13 protein-coding genes are annotated in these 14,660 nt (G+C 39.9%); 4 read left to right on the forward strand and 9 right to left on the reverse strand.

The features are described from left to right. Positions 1-8: 8 nt before the first annotated feature. The 7 genes from dusB to rsmD all read right to left on the reverse strand — a co-directional run bounded on the left by dusB (position 9) and on the right by rsmD (position 7,603). Positions 9-980: a tRNA dihydrouridine synthase DusB gene (dusB, locus tag CWB62_RS04460; RefSeq protein ID WP_171034628.1), complete on the reverse strand. Its 972-nt coding sequence runs from the start codon at positions 978-980 to the stop codon at positions 9-11. Between the two features lie 281 nt (positions 981-1,261). Beyond that, complete coding sequence (prmA, locus tag CWB62_RS04465) at positions 1,262-2,143, reverse strand: 50S ribosomal protein L11 methyltransferase (protein WP_058403753.1); 882 nt, start codon at positions 2,141-2,143, stop codon at positions 1,262-1,264. Between the two features lie 66 nt (positions 2,144-2,209). Further along, complete coding sequence (gene rpoD / locus CWB62_RS04470; protein ID WP_058403752.1) at positions 2,210-4,054, reverse strand: RNA polymerase sigma factor RpoD; 1,845 nt, start codon at positions 4,052-4,054, stop codon at positions 2,210-2,212. A 124-nt stretch (positions 4,055-4,178) separates the two neighbouring features. Then, positions 4,179-5,930, reverse strand: a complete 1,752-nt coding sequence (gene dnaG / locus CWB62_RS04475; RefSeq protein ID WP_138530604.1) for a DNA primase — start codon at positions 5,928-5,930, stop codon at positions 4,179-4,181. A gap of 240 nt (positions 5,931-6,170) precedes the next feature. After that, positions 6,171-6,617: a GatB/YqeY domain-containing protein gene (locus tag CWB62_RS04480; RefSeq protein ID WP_138530602.1), complete on the reverse strand. Its 447-nt coding sequence runs from the start codon at positions 6,615-6,617 to the stop codon at positions 6,171-6,173. Positions 6,618-6,636: 19 nt separating this feature from the next. Next, a complete protein-coding gene (rpsU, locus tag CWB62_RS04485; protein WP_002957797.1) occupies positions 6,637-6,852 on the reverse strand; it encodes a 30S ribosomal protein S21 in 216 nt (71 codons plus the stop codon). A gap of 145 nt (positions 6,853-6,997) precedes the next feature. Beyond that, complete coding sequence (rsmD, locus tag CWB62_RS04490; RefSeq protein ID WP_138530600.1) at positions 6,998-7,603, reverse strand: 16S rRNA (guanine(966)-N(2))-methyltransferase RsmD; 606 nt, start codon at positions 7,601-7,603, stop codon at positions 6,998-7,000. A gap of 206 nt (positions 7,604-7,809) precedes the next feature. Between rsmD and ftsY the strand changes: the two genes are divergently transcribed. The 4 genes from ftsY to rpoH all read left to right on the forward strand — a co-directional run bounded on the left by ftsY (position 7,810) and on the right by rpoH (position 12,302). Beyond that, entirely contained in the window at positions 7,810-9,249 is a 1,440-nt protein-coding gene (ftsY, locus tag CWB62_RS04495; protein WP_138556282.1) for a signal recognition particle-docking protein FtsY, read from the forward strand. An 85-nt stretch (positions 9,250-9,334) separates the two neighbouring features. Then, a complete protein-coding gene (gene ftsE, locus CWB62_RS04500; protein WP_058404528.1) occupies positions 9,335-10,012 on the forward strand; it encodes a cell division ATP-binding protein FtsE in 678 nt (225 codons plus the stop codon). Beyond that, a complete protein-coding gene (gene ftsX, locus CWB62_RS04505; RefSeq protein WP_138530596.1) occupies positions 10,009-10,995 on the forward strand; it encodes a permease-like cell division protein FtsX in 987 nt (328 codons plus the stop codon). The genes ftsE and ftsX overlap by 4 nt, the downstream gene beginning before the upstream one ends. Before the next feature lie 443 nt (positions 10,996-11,438). Beyond that, entirely contained in the window at positions 11,439-12,302 is an 864-nt protein-coding gene (gene rpoH / locus CWB62_RS04510; protein ID WP_008128777.1) for an RNA polymerase sigma factor RpoH, read from the forward strand. Positions 12,303-12,569: 267 nt separating this feature from the next. Here the strand turns inward: rpoH and CWB62_RS04515 are convergent, their stop codons facing one another. Then, entirely contained in the window at positions 12,570-13,325 is a 756-nt protein-coding gene (locus CWB62_RS04515) for a divergent polysaccharide deacetylase family protein (protein WP_058404532.1), read from the reverse strand. 76 nt (positions 13,326-13,401) lie between these two features. After that, positions 13,402-14,649 carry a S41 family peptidase gene (locus CWB62_RS04520; protein WP_138530594.1) on the reverse strand — a complete coding sequence of 416 codons (1,248 nt, stop codon included), beginning with the start codon at positions 14,647-14,649 and terminating at the stop codon, positions 13,402-13,404. Between the last annotated feature and the right edge of the window lie 11 nt (positions 14,650-14,660).

A 14,660-nucleotide genomic window follows, 5' to 3' on the forward strand; every position in this document is an offset into this window, starting at 1 on the left:
TTTCTTTCTTAGTTAGCTGCTAGTGTTTTAAAGTATTGCTCTAATGCGACGACCTGTGCTTGTGGGTTGTCGAGCGCATTAAATACTCGCCTAAACTGACCATCACTGTCATGGGTTTGCAAATACCAAGATACATGTTTGCGAGCAATTCGCGCGCCCATTGGCTCACCGTAAAACGCATGGAGGTTTGTTAAATGCTCCATTAAAATACTGCGCACCTCTTCAATAGCAGGTGGCTGCATGTGTTCACCAGTTCGCAAATAGTGGTCTATCTCCCTAAATATCCAAGGGCGACCTTGGGCGGCTCGACCAATCATAATGGCATCTGCACCCGTATAGTCTAAAACCTGTCTTGCTTTTTCTGGTGAAGTTATATCACCATTTGCAACAACAGGAATCGACACTGAACGCTTTATATCCCTAATCGTGGCGTACTCTGCTTCACCTTTATACATACATGCGCGTGTTCGCCCATGTACAGCCAGTGATGCAATGCCATAACGTTCAGCTATTCTCGCAATCTCTACACCATTACGGTTATCCGGATCCCATCCAGTACGGATTTTAAGTGTCACAGGTATATCAACAGCATTAACGACTGCATCAATAATCTCTTCCACGAGTTCAGGAAACTGTAATAAGGCAGAGCCTGCGAGTTTCTTGTTCACTTTTTTTGCTGGGCACCCCATATTTATATCTATGATTTGTGCACCGTTAGCAACATTGAATTGTGCGGCCTGCGCCATAAGCTCAGGATCAGCTCCTGCAATTTGCACCGCGCGTATACCCGACTCACCGCTGTGATCCATACGGTTCATCGACTTTTCAGTTTTCCAAACCTTTGGGTTTGACGATAACATTTCAGACACAGCAAGCCCGGCGCCTAAACGACGGCAGAGTTGTCTAAATGGTCTGTCTGTAATGCCGGCCATAGGCGCAACAATTACATTATTCTCAAGTTGGTATATACCGATACGCACTGTATTCAATAGGCCTCTTTTCAAGGGGCGCTAAGTTTACGGCTTTTTTGACAAAAATCAAAGGCTATAAATTGAACAAAAGTGACTTTTTTTTGCTCTTTTCGTATTGACATTTGATAACCGTATGACGAAAGGGTTTATTTGGGTGAAATTTGAACGAATGATGTTTTTATAATAAATATTGTTTATTTTTTTTTTTGTAAAAAAATAGTAAAGCCTGTTAAATACAGGCTTTACATACGACTTTTGAGTTAATACTCTAAAATTGTTAATGTACGTGATTAGCTATTTTTTGTACCGCTAACACGGGTCCAATCACCTTCAACGGCAATATCATCTAGCTCAATAAAGGGGGCATAGATATCAGCTACTGACTGGGCTTGCTCTTCTAATATACCCGACATGGCAATTTTACCACCGGGTTTTAACAACCCTAAAATTACACTGTGCAGTTCGCGTAGCGGTTGAGCTAAAATATTGGCAACAACAATATCGGCAGTAAACTCAGGTTGATTTTCCGGAAGGTATACTTCTAACTTGTCTGCAACGCCATTTCTATTTGCGTTATCAAGGCTTGCCTCGAGTGCTTGTGGATCAATATCAATCCCAATCATGCGCTCAGCACCAAGTTTAATAGCAGCAATACCTAGAATGCCTGAGCCACATCCAAAATCGACTACGGTTTTACCGGTTAGGTCTTGGCTTTCTAGCCATTTTAGACACAAAGCAGTTGTTGCGTGCGTGCCTGTGCCAAACGCAAGGCCTGGATCAAGCAAAACGTTAACAGCTTCAGGGTCTGGAATGTCGCGCCAGCTAGGACAAATCCATAGCTTCTCGCCAAATTGAATAGGGTGGAAGTTATCCATCCACTCACGTTCCCAATCTTTATCTTCGAGCTGCTCAATTTTGTATATGAGAGATTCGTTTATTTCATCATGGCGCTTTAATAATGCAATCACTTCGTTCATATCGTGATTAGCTTCGAATAGACCAATTACGGTGGTGTCTGCCCAAAACTCTACAGTGCCAATTTTAGGCTCGTAAATAGGGGTGTCTTTAGCATCTATAAAAGTAACAGACGCACTGCCTGACTCCATTAATAGGTCACTTACTGCATCTGCCGTTGCAGCATTGGCATTGATACGGATTTGGATCCAAGCCATGATTTTTTCCTTTAAATAGAAAAAAGGCCGCAACAGCGGCCTTTTTAGTTTTTACATAGCGCTAAATTATTTAGCGTCTAAAAAGCTTTTCAGTAAATCTGAGCGAGAAGGGTGGCGTAATTTACGCAGCGCTTTCGCTTCTATTTGACGAATACGCTCACGTGTTACGTCAAATTGCTTACCTACTTCTTCTAAAGTGTGGTCGGTATTCATATCAATACCAAAACGCATACGAAGTACTTTTGCTTCACGCGCTGTAAGTCCAGCTAGTACATCGTTAGTTGCGCCACGAAGCGACTCCATTGTTGCCGAATCGATTGGCGAATCAATGGTGGTATCTTCAATAAAGTCACCTAAGTGCGAATCTTCATCATCACCAATAGGTGTTTCCATCGAAATTGGCTCTTTAGCAATTTTAAGTACCTTACGGATTTTATCCTCAGGCATCATCATGCGTTCTGCTAATTCTTCTGGATTTGGCTCACGACCCATTTCTTGTAACATTTGACGAGAGATGCGATTAAGTTTATTGATCGTTTCAATCATATGTACCGGAATACGGATAGTTCTTGCTTGGTCAGCAATAGAGCGAGTAATAGCCTGGCGTATCCACCACGTAGCATAAGTAGAGAACTTATAACCACGGCGGTATTCAAACTTATCTACTGCTTTCATCAAGCCAATGTTACCTTCTTGGATTAAATCTAAGAATTGTAAGCCACGGTTTGTGTATTTTTTAGCAATTGAAATTACAAGACGTAAGTTTGCTTCAACCATTTCTTTTTTCGCACGGCGGGCCTTTGCTTCACCAATGCTCATTCGACGGTTAATGTCTTTAATGCGCTCAATACTTAAACCTGTTGTCTGCTCTATAATAGATAGCTTATTAATACAGCGAATTATTTCAGGTTTAACTTCTTCTAGTTTAGCTGAGTACTTTTCATTATTTGAAATTTCTAAATCAACCCACGAAGCGTCAGTTTCGTTATTAGCAAAGTGCTTAACGAATGCTTTTTTAGGTAGCTTAGCAATTTGTACAGCTTGTTTCATGATTAGGCGTTCTTGAACACGAACGCGATCCATCATTTCGCGCATGTTATTTACCATGCGATCAAACTGTTTAGGAATTAGTTTAAAGGTTCTGAAAAGCTCGCCAATTTCAAAAATAGCAGCTTGTGAATCAGGATGTGAACGACCTTTAGCTTCAAACGTATCACGTGCTTTATTGTATAAATCACGTAAGTTTTCAAAATGAATTCGAGCTTCTTCAGGATCTGGGCCTGTGTCTACTTCTTCTTCATCTTCATCGTCGTCGCTTTTATCTTCGTCGTCATCGTCGTCATCAAGTTGTTTTTCACTTAATTCTGAACCAATGTTAGTTGCTGAAATTGGCGCTTCGTCTTCGTTTGGATCAATGAATCCTACGATGATATCGCTTAAACGCATTTCTTCTGCTTCAAACTTATCCCACTGCTCTAGTAGGTAAGTGATTGCTTCAGGGTATTCAGCAACCGAAATTTGTACTTGGTTGATCCCTTCTTCAATACGCTTAGCGATTACAATTTCGCCTTCGCGTGTAAGAAGTTCAACGGTGCCCATTTCGCGCATGTACATGCGAACGGGATCGGTAGTGCGGCCAATTTCTTTTTCTACCGTAGCAAGTGCAGCAGCGGCAGCTTCAGCTGCGTCTTCGTCTGTCGTTGTTTCTTGCATCATTAATTCATCGGCATCAGGCGCATTTTCGCTAACCTTAATACCCATGTCATTAATCATGCTTATGATATCTTCTACTTGATCTGAGTCAATTATGTCTTGTGGAAGGTGATCATTTACTTCTGCAAAAGTTAAGTAGCCTTGCTCTTTACCTTTTTGAATCAGAAGTTTTAATTGTGACTGAGGAGTTGGATCCATAGAGATTGTTTCTTCCACTCTGATAAGTTGATACAACAGGCGCCATCACTTGGTTTACATTAATGCCAACCAGAACAATGTGACGCAGTGAATAGCACAGTATAACATCCAAAACTAGATCTGACTAGCTGTTAGTCGCTTTTAACGCTGTCATTAGTAAATGACATTCTAGCCTTTCGTCGCTATTTAGACCTTGTGTCTTGTCCTTTATTAATAGGGTCTCTAGTCGATAATTTAAACACTGATCTTCAATAAATTTAAAAGTATTTTTAAAAACAGTCTCTAAACGCTCTTCATTTATTTCATGTTGCCAAGTAGCGAGCTTAATAAGAGGCTCATAATCGTCAGTATCTCTAAAAAACTCGAGTAGCTGAGCCGTAGTGATATTCTCTTTTTCAAGTGCTTGTTGCTGCAAGCGAAGCAATAAACCAATACCTGCAATGTTCATTTGTGCAAGTTCTGGTAAATAAGGAACGCTTTTAGCTAAGTTGGGATGTTGAACTAAAATACCGATAGCCTGTCGCATCGGGGTTATTTTAAATTTTCGCTCAATAGCGTGCTGTTGTTTTGGTGTTTTTAAGCGGTTATTAAGTTGTTCACGCGTGCGCCCAATTAATCGGCCTAATTGCTCTAAAATGTTTTCTTGATAAAATTCACTCGGAATTTTTTCAATGAGTGGCAACGCTGCACTAAGTAATTTTGCTTTACCTGAATCTAATGTTAAATCAATTTCTTGGCTTAATTTATTAAACATAACTTTAGTAAAGTCATCGGCCTCACTTAAACGCTGTTCGAATGCATCTTTACCTTCTTTTTGCACTAATGAATCGGGGTCTTCTCCGTCAGGTAAAAATACAAAATTTAATGCTTTACCGTCATTTAAATAGGGGAGTGCATTTTCAAGTGCTCGCCAAGCTGCGTCGCGTCCAGCTCGGTCGCCATCATAACAACAAATGACCTTATCGGTTGTTCTGAATAAGGTATGCATGTGCTCGCTTGTTGTTGCTGTTCCCAGTGCTGCAACGGCGTATTCAATCTCTTTTTCTGCAAGTGCAACAACATCCATGTAGCCTTCTACAATAAGAATGTGCTCTAACTTTTTGTGCGCTTGTTTTGCTTCATAAAGACCGTAAAGTTCAAACCCTTTATGAAAAATTCGGGTTTCTGGAGAGTTTAAATATTTAGGGCCTTGATCAGCTTGCATAACGCGTCCGCCAAAAGCGACTACTCTGCCGCGTTTATCACGAATAGGAAACATTAAGCGGTCGCGGAAAAAGTCGAACTGCCTGCCGGGTGTTTTTTCTGAGGCGAGCTTTAATTCTACGAGTTGCTCTTTTTGTTCTTTATTACGACCAAGTTGCAAACATAAACCATCCCATTCGCTAGGGGCGTAGCCAACCATAAACTTTTTAACGGTTTCGCCACTCAGTCCTCTACCTTTAACATAGTCAATGACTGCGGCCGAGTTAGCGTGGTGCTTAAGTTGGTGCTGATAAAAGCGAGCTGTATGAAGCATCAAATCGTAATCTGAGCGTTTTTGCGCTGCGGTACGTTCTGGCGCCGAACTACCCCCTTGTTCGCGAGGCACGTCTAAGTTAAGCATACTGGCTATTTCTTCAATAGCATCAACAAACTCAAGCTTTTCGTACTCCATAACAAACGAAATCGCATTCCCGTTAGCGCCACAGCCAAAGCAATGATAAAACTGTTTATCTTGCGATACAGTAAATGAAGGTGATTTTTCGTTATGAAAAGGGCAACATGCCTGATAGTCCTTGCCGGCTTTTTTTAGGCCAACTTTGGAGTCTATCAGATCGACAATATCGGTTCTGGCAAGTAAATCATCTATAAAACTTCGTGGGATCTTTCCAGCCATTAGTAAAATACAGTCCTGAAATATTAAGAAGAATAACGAAAGTGAAACTCACAATTTATACTAGTGAGGTATAAACAATTGGACCTTAACTTAGCAAAATGACGGCTAAATAAATAGAGTCAGTATGAATAATTTCATTTTTTGAATATAGGCCTAAAGTTTACTTTTTAGTGACGTAAAAACAAAGAAACCGAGCGCAAGGCTCGGTTTACTTCAATTATACTTTACGTATAGGGAGTGTTAAGCAGTTAATCTTTGCTTAATTAAACCAGAGATCTTGCCCATATCGGCGCGACCTTCAGCTTTGCTTTTGATTATACCCATCACTTTACCCATGTCTTGCATACCTGCTGCGTTAGTATCAGCAATAGCCGCGTCAATGAGAGCTATGATTTCTTCTTCGCTCAATTGTTGAGGTAAGAAGGCTTCAAGTGCTGTTATTTCATTGGCTTCAATTTCAGCTAAATCATCACGCCCAGCATCTTTATACTGAGTGTAAGAGTCGCGACGCTGTTTAACAAGCTTTACTATAACGGAGGTAATACCTGCGTCGTCTAGTGTTATCTGCTCGTCAATCTCACGTTGCTTGATTGCAGCAAGTACCATGCGAATAGGGTTAAGACGTTGTCTGTCTTTAGCTCTCATCGCATCTTTTTGCGCATCTTTTAGCGTTATTAAAAGGCTCATTTATACAAGACCAAATGTATTAGTATAATTTAACGCGACGAGCGTTATCACGAGAAAGTTTTTTCATGTGACGCTTAACTGCTGCAGCTTTTTTACGCTTACGCTCAGCTGTTGGCTTTTCATAGTGCTCGCGACGACGAACTTCTGAAAGGATACCTGCTTTTTCACATGAACGCTTGAAGCGACGAAGTGCTACGTCAAACGGTTCGTTCTCTCTTACTTTAATTACTGGCATTAAAAATTCACCTACCTAAATTATGAGCGTTGCTCAAGTTGATCAAACATTGATCAAGTGGTTCAAAAATGGTGCGGTATTGTAATCCGAAGCAACACCACATGTAAAGGATAATATTAACAGAAACCCATAGCGTTAAACAGTCTTAATTTGTTTGGCGACGGTAGAGCCTGCTAAACACTTGTCCAGATTTTTTTTCTTTAATTAACAGCCAGTTAGTTGGGATGTTGAATGTATTTAGATCGCTCTCAACTTCAACATAAATAAGCGCATCTTCGTTAAGCCAGTTATTTATTTCTAATAAGTTACAGCTAGTTTGGGCTAAATTTTTGCGAAAAGGCGGGTCAACAAAAACCAAATCAAATGGCGTGTTAATATTTTTTTGTTCTAAAAATGAAAGTGAGTTTGTATGTTTTACCTGCGCATTGATCAGTTTTAGCGTTGAGATATTCTGCTCTAGTTGCTTTGCTGCACTTGGGTCAAGTTCTAAAAATGTAGCGTTGCTTGCAAACCGTGAAAGTGCTTCAAATCCTAATCCCCCTGATCCTGCAAAACAATCGAGAACATTTGCGTCGCGCGTGTCTTGCATCAACCAGTTAAATACCGTTTCTTTGATTCTGTCGGTTGTGGGGCGTAAGCCTTGTACGTCTTTTACTGGAAGCTTACGGCCCCGAAATTGCCCACTTATCACTCTAATAAAGCCATCAGTAGATTTGCTAATTGCTTTATTTTTAGTTGTTTTATTTCTCATTTAGCTCACTAAAAAATGGTATCTGGGATCTAGCTCAGATAATATTGTAGTAGATTACGTATAGCTTCATTTTTCAACCGCATTAAAAGTGTTACTATTGAACACTTATGTTTTGAATGGTTGTTTGGCTGGCAAAGTATGTTGGCTCTTCCAAGCTATTTTCAAATTTTAGTTTATCAGATTTTTATAAGTGGTTATTAGCAAGTATGGCAAAAAAAAGTAAATTAATGTCTTGGCTCGGCTTTGGTAAGTCAGATAAGAAACAAGCCGAACAAAAAGCAGAGGCTGATAAACAACAAGCTTTAGCAGAGCAGGAAGCTAAACGCTTAGAAGAAGAACGCGTTGTCGCTGAAAAAGCCGAACAAGAGCGTGTTGCTGTAGAGCAAGCTGAAAAATTAGCAATAGAACAAGCAAATGCTGAACTGCTAGCAAAAGAACAGGCGGAAGCCGAGCAGCAGAGAGTGGAGCTGCAAAATCGCCTTGCAGAGCAAGCAGAAGCGCAGCGTTTAGAACAAGAACGTGTTGCAGCAGAGCAAGCAGAAGCGCAGCGTTTAGAGCAAGAGCGTATTGCAGCTGAGCAAGCAGAAGCCCAGCGTGTAGAACAAGAACGTATAGCTGCAGAGCAAGCAGAGGCGCAACGTTTAGAGCAAGAGCGCCTTGCTTCAGAAAAAGCTAAGCAAGCAGAAAAGAGCAAGCAAGAAGAAAAACCTAAAAAAGAAGGGTTTTTCTCTCGTCTTAAAAAAGGGTTAATAAAAACTCGCGTTAATATAGGCGCTGGCTTTTCATCTATTTTTAGCGGTAAAAAAATAGACGATGACCTTTTTGAAGAGCTTGAAACTCAATTATTAACGGCTGATTTAGGTGTTGATACGACCATGAAGTTAATCGATAGATTAACGGATGGTGCAAATAGAAAGCAGCTGAAAGACGGCGATGCACTGTATGAATTAATGAAGCAAGAGATGGCCAGCATGCTCAAGACTGCTGAGCAGCCATTAATAATACCCGCAGAAAAAAAACCGTTTGTGATTTTAATGGTAGGTGTAAACGGTGTTGGTAAAACAACGACCATTGGTAAGTTGGCAAAACAGTTTCAAAATGAAGGTAAGTCGGTCATGCTTGCTGCGGGCGACACTTTTAGAGCCGCTGCGGTTGAGCAACTTCAAGTATGGGGTGAGCGTAACAGCATCCCGGTTATAGCACAGCACACCGGAGCCGATAGTGCATCGGTGGTATTTGATGCTTTTCAGGCTGCAAAGGCGCGTAATGTTGATGTGTTAATTGCTGATACAGCTGGCCGTCTGCAAAATAAAGATAATTTAATGCAAGAGCTTGAAAAAATAGCTCGCGTAATGAAAAAAATAGATCCTGATGCACCGCATGAAGTTATGCTAACAATAGATGCTGGCACAGGGCAAAATGCGATTAGCCAAGTAAACTTGTTTAACCAATGTGTAGGTTTAACGGGTATTACTTTGTCAAAACTTGATGGTACAGCAAAAGGTGGGGTTATTTTTGCAGTAGCGGATAAGTTTAACATTCCAATTCGTTATATTGGTGTTGGTGAAGGTATTGATGATTTACGTTCTTTCAAGAGCGATGACTTTATTGATGCATTATTTAGCCAAGATGAGGACGACGTTTAATTTACCAAGAAGGGAGCTTGCTCCCTTTTTAATTGCAAGGAATACCAATTGCATTAACACTTTAATGAGGTTGGCATAATAAAAAATGATAAACTTTCAGCAAGTAAGTAAAACCTATCCAGGTGGGCATCGAGCCCTCGAAAAAGTTAATTTTCATATCAAGCCCGGCGAACTTGCCTTTTTAACAGGTCACAGTGGCGCAGGTAAAAGTACGCTTTTAAAATTAATTAGTTTAATGGAACGCCCTTCTGCCGGTAATGTGTTTATTAATGGTATTGATTTGAATAAAGTTAATTCGCGTCAAATTCCTTATGCACGACGAGATATTGGTATTATTTTTCAAAATCATCGATTACTAGAGCGATACACTGTATTTGATAATGTTGCGCTACCGTTGATCATTGAAGGTACTCACCGTAATCAAATTGCAAAGCGTGTTCATGGTGCGCTCGATAAAGTGGGTTTAATCGATAAGGTTAAATGTCACCCATCTATGTTGTCAGGTGGTGAGCAACAGCGAGTTGGTATTGCACGTGCTATTGTTAATTCTCCGCCAATTTTACTTGCTGATGAGCCAACGGGTAACCTAGATCCTGAACTGTCTATGGAAATACTTAAATTATTTGAAGACTTTAATAAACACGGCACAACCGTACTTATTGCTACCCATGACTTAGGGCTTGTTGCGCGCATGAAGTATAGGAGCTTAACGTTAAAGGATGGCAGAATGCTTGAAGATCCATTAGCGCAGGGGGCATTATGAGTTTATTGTTTAAAAGCCGCCAAAACAAAAACGAAAAACAAAAAAAATCATTTATTTCAAATGGCTATTTTTTTATCGTTAATATTTTCCGTCAAGGGATTCATAGTCTGGGTGAAATGTGGCGAACACCACTGGCATCTATGATGACAATTGCGGTACTTGGATTAAGCTTAACGCTTCCTGCCACACTTTACTTAGTGGTTAAAAACGTGCAGCAAGTAAGCAGTGGCTTTGAAGAGGCCAGTGAAATATCGTTATTTGTAAAACAAACAATGACGGAACAAGAAACAGCAACGTTAGTTAAGCGCTTAGCCTTATACCCTGAAGTAGAGAGCGTAACGTTCATTTCTAAGCAGCAAGCATTAAAAGAGTTTCAGGAAGTGTCAGGTTTTGGGCAAGCGCTAGAATATCTAGATAGCAATCCATTACCCGATGTTGTGCTAGTCACACCCACCAAGCGGCACAGCCAGCCTAATGCTGCAAAAGTGCTTTTAACTAAGTTAGAAGCGGAGCGTGAGGTTGATTTTGGCAAGCTTGATATAGCCTGGTTAGAGCGCTTAAATGCACTACTTGGCTTGCTAAAAGAAAGTGTAATAACCATTACCTTGTTATTATTAACGTCTGTAACGCTCATAATAGGTAACACTATTCGCTTATCTATCATGGACAAAAAAGAAGAAATACAAGTAATGAAGCTTGTAGGTGCTACAAATACATTTATACACGCGCCATTTTTATGGACCGGTATTTGGTATGGCGTTATTGGTGGATTGTTTGCTTTTATATCCGTTGCGCTAATGATGTGGTGGCTTTCTTCAGCCGTAAATAGCGTGGCTGGTGTGTATCAAACTAACTTTTTACTCATTGGTTTAACGCTTAGCGAATTTGGCTTTTTGGTTTTACTTGCTACAAGCTTGGGATTTGTTGGCTCTTACTTATCTGTAAATAGATACATTAAAGAAATAGAGCCAGACAAAGTGTAATAGGTACCTGCATAGCTCGTTGCTAATTAAGCGAGCTATATAGGTTATGCTATTGATGTTTTATTCACTTTAAAGTGAAACTTTTTTGAATAGACATTTAACTTTATGAGTGTGTTGCTCTCTTCCTCATCTACACAAACTTATATAAGTGAACTAACTCAGTGCTTAGCGCGTATGCTAACTAGTTGGGTTGTACAGCCTCTATATAAACTGTCACATTTATCTACTACCCTCCATATTTGGCATGAATTGTAAATAAGGTGAAAAACTCACGTTAACCACCTGCAATCCCTTAATTCATCGCTTATTCAGTCGCTTATAGTAGACTTTAATAACGCTAAAAAACCGCTTGATTTATGCTTTAAAAAAGTTTTAAATTGGGGTTAGCACTCTTAGAGAAAGAGTGCTAAGATGGTTTCAAATATTTATCACCGAGGTGAAAAATGAGTAAAGATTTATACGCAATGGCACTTACAGTTGGACAACAAAGCGCAAGCATGGATGGCTATCTTCAAGCGGTGAGCACTATACCTATGCTTAAAGTTGAAGAAGAGCAAGAACTTGCTAAAAAGCTTCAGGAAGAAGGCGATCTTAGTGCTGCAAAGCAACTCATTATGTCGCATTTACGTTTTGTAGCGCATATAGCAAAAAGCTACTCGGGATACGGTTTACCACAAGCTGACCTTATTCAAGAAGGTAATATAGGCCTGATGAAAGCGGTTAAACGTTTCGACCCAAGCGTGGGTGTTCGTTTAGTCTCATTTGCAGTGCACTGGATTAAAGCTGAAATACACGAATTTGTTCTGAAGAATTGGCGTATTGTTAAAGTAGCTACAACTAAAGCACAGCGTAAATTATTTTTTAATCTTCGTAAAAATAAAAAGCGTCTAGGCTGGTTTAACCAAGCAGAGGTTAGCACGGTTGCTAGTGAGCTGGGTGTAAGTGAAAAAGAAGTGCGTGAAATGGAATCTCGCATGAGCGGTCAAGATATGGGGTTTGATTTAACGGGTGACGATAACGATGACGCCCCAACAAGCACTTATTCACCGGTACAATATTTAACAGATGGTTCTGCTGATTTAGCAGATGACATTGAACAACAGCAATGGCAAGAACAATCACATACTCGTTTGTTCAGCGCACTTAAAACACTTGATGAGCGTTCACAAGATATAGTTAGTGCTCGTTGGTTGTCAGACGATAAAGCAACACTGCAAGAGCTTGCTGAGAAATACAGCGTATCAGCTGAGCGTGTTCGTCAGCTTGAAAAAACAGCAATGAAAAAGCTTCAAAGCGCTATGAGTTGATACGTTCTAAAAGCGTAGCATTTTAAAAGCCCTGCATGAAAATGCAGGGCTTTTTTGTTGAAAATTAATAATGTACACAAATATCATGCCGATTCACTTATGGGGCCGGAAAACGTGTTGATAGCTAGGCAGAAAAATTGCTATTTATTTGTTCTAAATGAGAATTTTTTCACGCAGTTAGCGACACATTTAGTTCCGCAAAATGATTAAGTATCATTGCGGATGGGTATTATAAAGCATAAGAGACAAATACCTTATTTGATTTAATTATCGCGCGCTAATTGTTTTTCCTTGAGCCTGCGCTAACTGAATGTATTTGCGTTGTACTAACTGAGAAACTGGCACTAATTCATAGCCTTGTTGGCTCAGCTCTGGCAGTGCTTTACGCAAAAAATCTATCGTCTCTGGGTAGGGGTGGGCAATGGCAATAGCAAAGTTGTGTTTAGTTGCTTTTTGTTTTAGTTCATCGAGCCTAAGCTGAAGCTGATCTGTAGTTGTTATGTTGTCTAAAAAAACATGACGACTAACATTTTCGACCCCAAAAAAATTGGCGGCATTTTGTGCTTGGCTTTGGCCTGTTGTCCGGCTATCTAAAAAGTATAACTGACGCTTTTTTAGTACTTCCATTGTCCATTTCATGGCTTGGCTTTGCTGAGTTAATGCCGAGCCCATGTGATTATTCACGCCTCTGACCTGCGGCAAACTTGCTAGTGCTGTTCCTAGGGTTTGTTGTAGTTGAGCTTTGTCCATATCAAGGGTTAGCGCACCTGGCCCAAGCGCTTTGCCGTTTAGCGCCTGCATAGGCACATGTAAAAGTAACTCTTTATTTGCTTTGCTAGCACGTGTTGCAAAAATTTGTGAATAGGGTGTGTGGGGCAAAATTGAATAGGTCAATTGCCCAGGTAAGGTTAAAAACTCTAAGTCTCTTTGGTGGTAGCCTATATCATCAATGACTATCGCTATTTGTTTAGCGTTGGCGTTAGCGCTAAAGCAAGCAATACATATGCTGATAAAAAGCCACATTCGTATGTTTTTGTTAATAGTATTCACGTTTATAATTTTTATTATCTTTTTCTCAGTAAATGCCAGAATTTAACTGTTACTGCATGCTGAGTAATTGTTTCGCTTTAACTAATTGTAAATCAGCTAAGGTATTAACAAGCTGGTTTTGGTTATTTTTTGCTTGCTCATTTTTTATTATAACGGCTTTATTGTTTTGTGGAAGTATTGTTTGATTAATCGTCACATCGGGTGTTATTCCAACGCCATCAATTGATTTACCAGAAGGGGTAAAATACTTTGCGGTGGTGAGCTTTAATGCAGTGTTACCATTCCCTAGTGGTATAAGTGATTGCACCGACCCTTTCCCAAACGATTGGCTTCCAACCACTTTTGCTCTGTGGTTGTCTTTTAAGGCGCCGGCTAAAATTTCGGCCGCAGAAGCTGAGTTTTCGTTAATAAGTACAACAATTGGGGCGCCTTTGAGTATGTCGCCCCGTTTAGCATAAAAGGCTTGGTTAGCGTCAAAGTATCGGCCCTTAGTTGTAACTATTGTTCCACTTTGTAAAAAAAGATCCGAGACCGCAATCGCACTTTTTAACGTGCCACCGGGGTTATCACGTAAATCAATAACAAGTCCTAATAATGGGGAATCGTAATTATTTTGCATTGCTGCAATTTGCAGTGCTACTTCATGTAGCGTGTGATTAGAAAAACTATTGATAGCTAAGTAGCCAATGCCTGACTCTAAAATTTTACTGGTTACACTTTCTAGTTGTATTTGCGTACGAGCTACGTTAAACGACACAAGGTCTGGGCTTTCATTGCGCCTAACAGTGAGGTTAATCGTTGTAAATTGATTTTTTTTTATTAAAGCGGCTACCTCTTCAACGCCAAGAGTGCTTACCGCCTCTTGATTAACACTTACAATAATATCGTTTGCTAATATTCCGGCTTTTTTGGCTGGAGAGTTACTCACCACATTGACAATTTTTATATCTTTATTAACTTTTTTAACCTCAATACCAATGCCTGTGTAGCGGCCATTGGTATTGTCAAATAAGGCGTCTAACTCGTGTTGATTTAAGTATTTAGAGTAGGGGTCTAGCTTTGAGTATAAGCGCTCAAATTGTTTGTTGTTGTATTGTACATAATGGCTGTTTTGTAGATCTAAATCGTCAACATAATAAGCGTGTATGTTAAATAAAATTTCATCGATTTGTTGGCTTTTTAGATTTTTTACTGAGCTTGCGAGTGCACTGTTAAATACTAAAATAAAAGTGAATAAAAGCAGGCTGGAAACATAGCCTGCTTTTTTAAATGCGGGTATTACATTATTGTTTTTCATCAGCTGCTCCT

This window comes from Pseudoalteromonas sp. S408 (assembly GCF_005886645.1).
GTDB lineage: Bacteria > Pseudomonadota > Gammaproteobacteria > Enterobacterales > Alteromonadaceae > Pseudoalteromonas.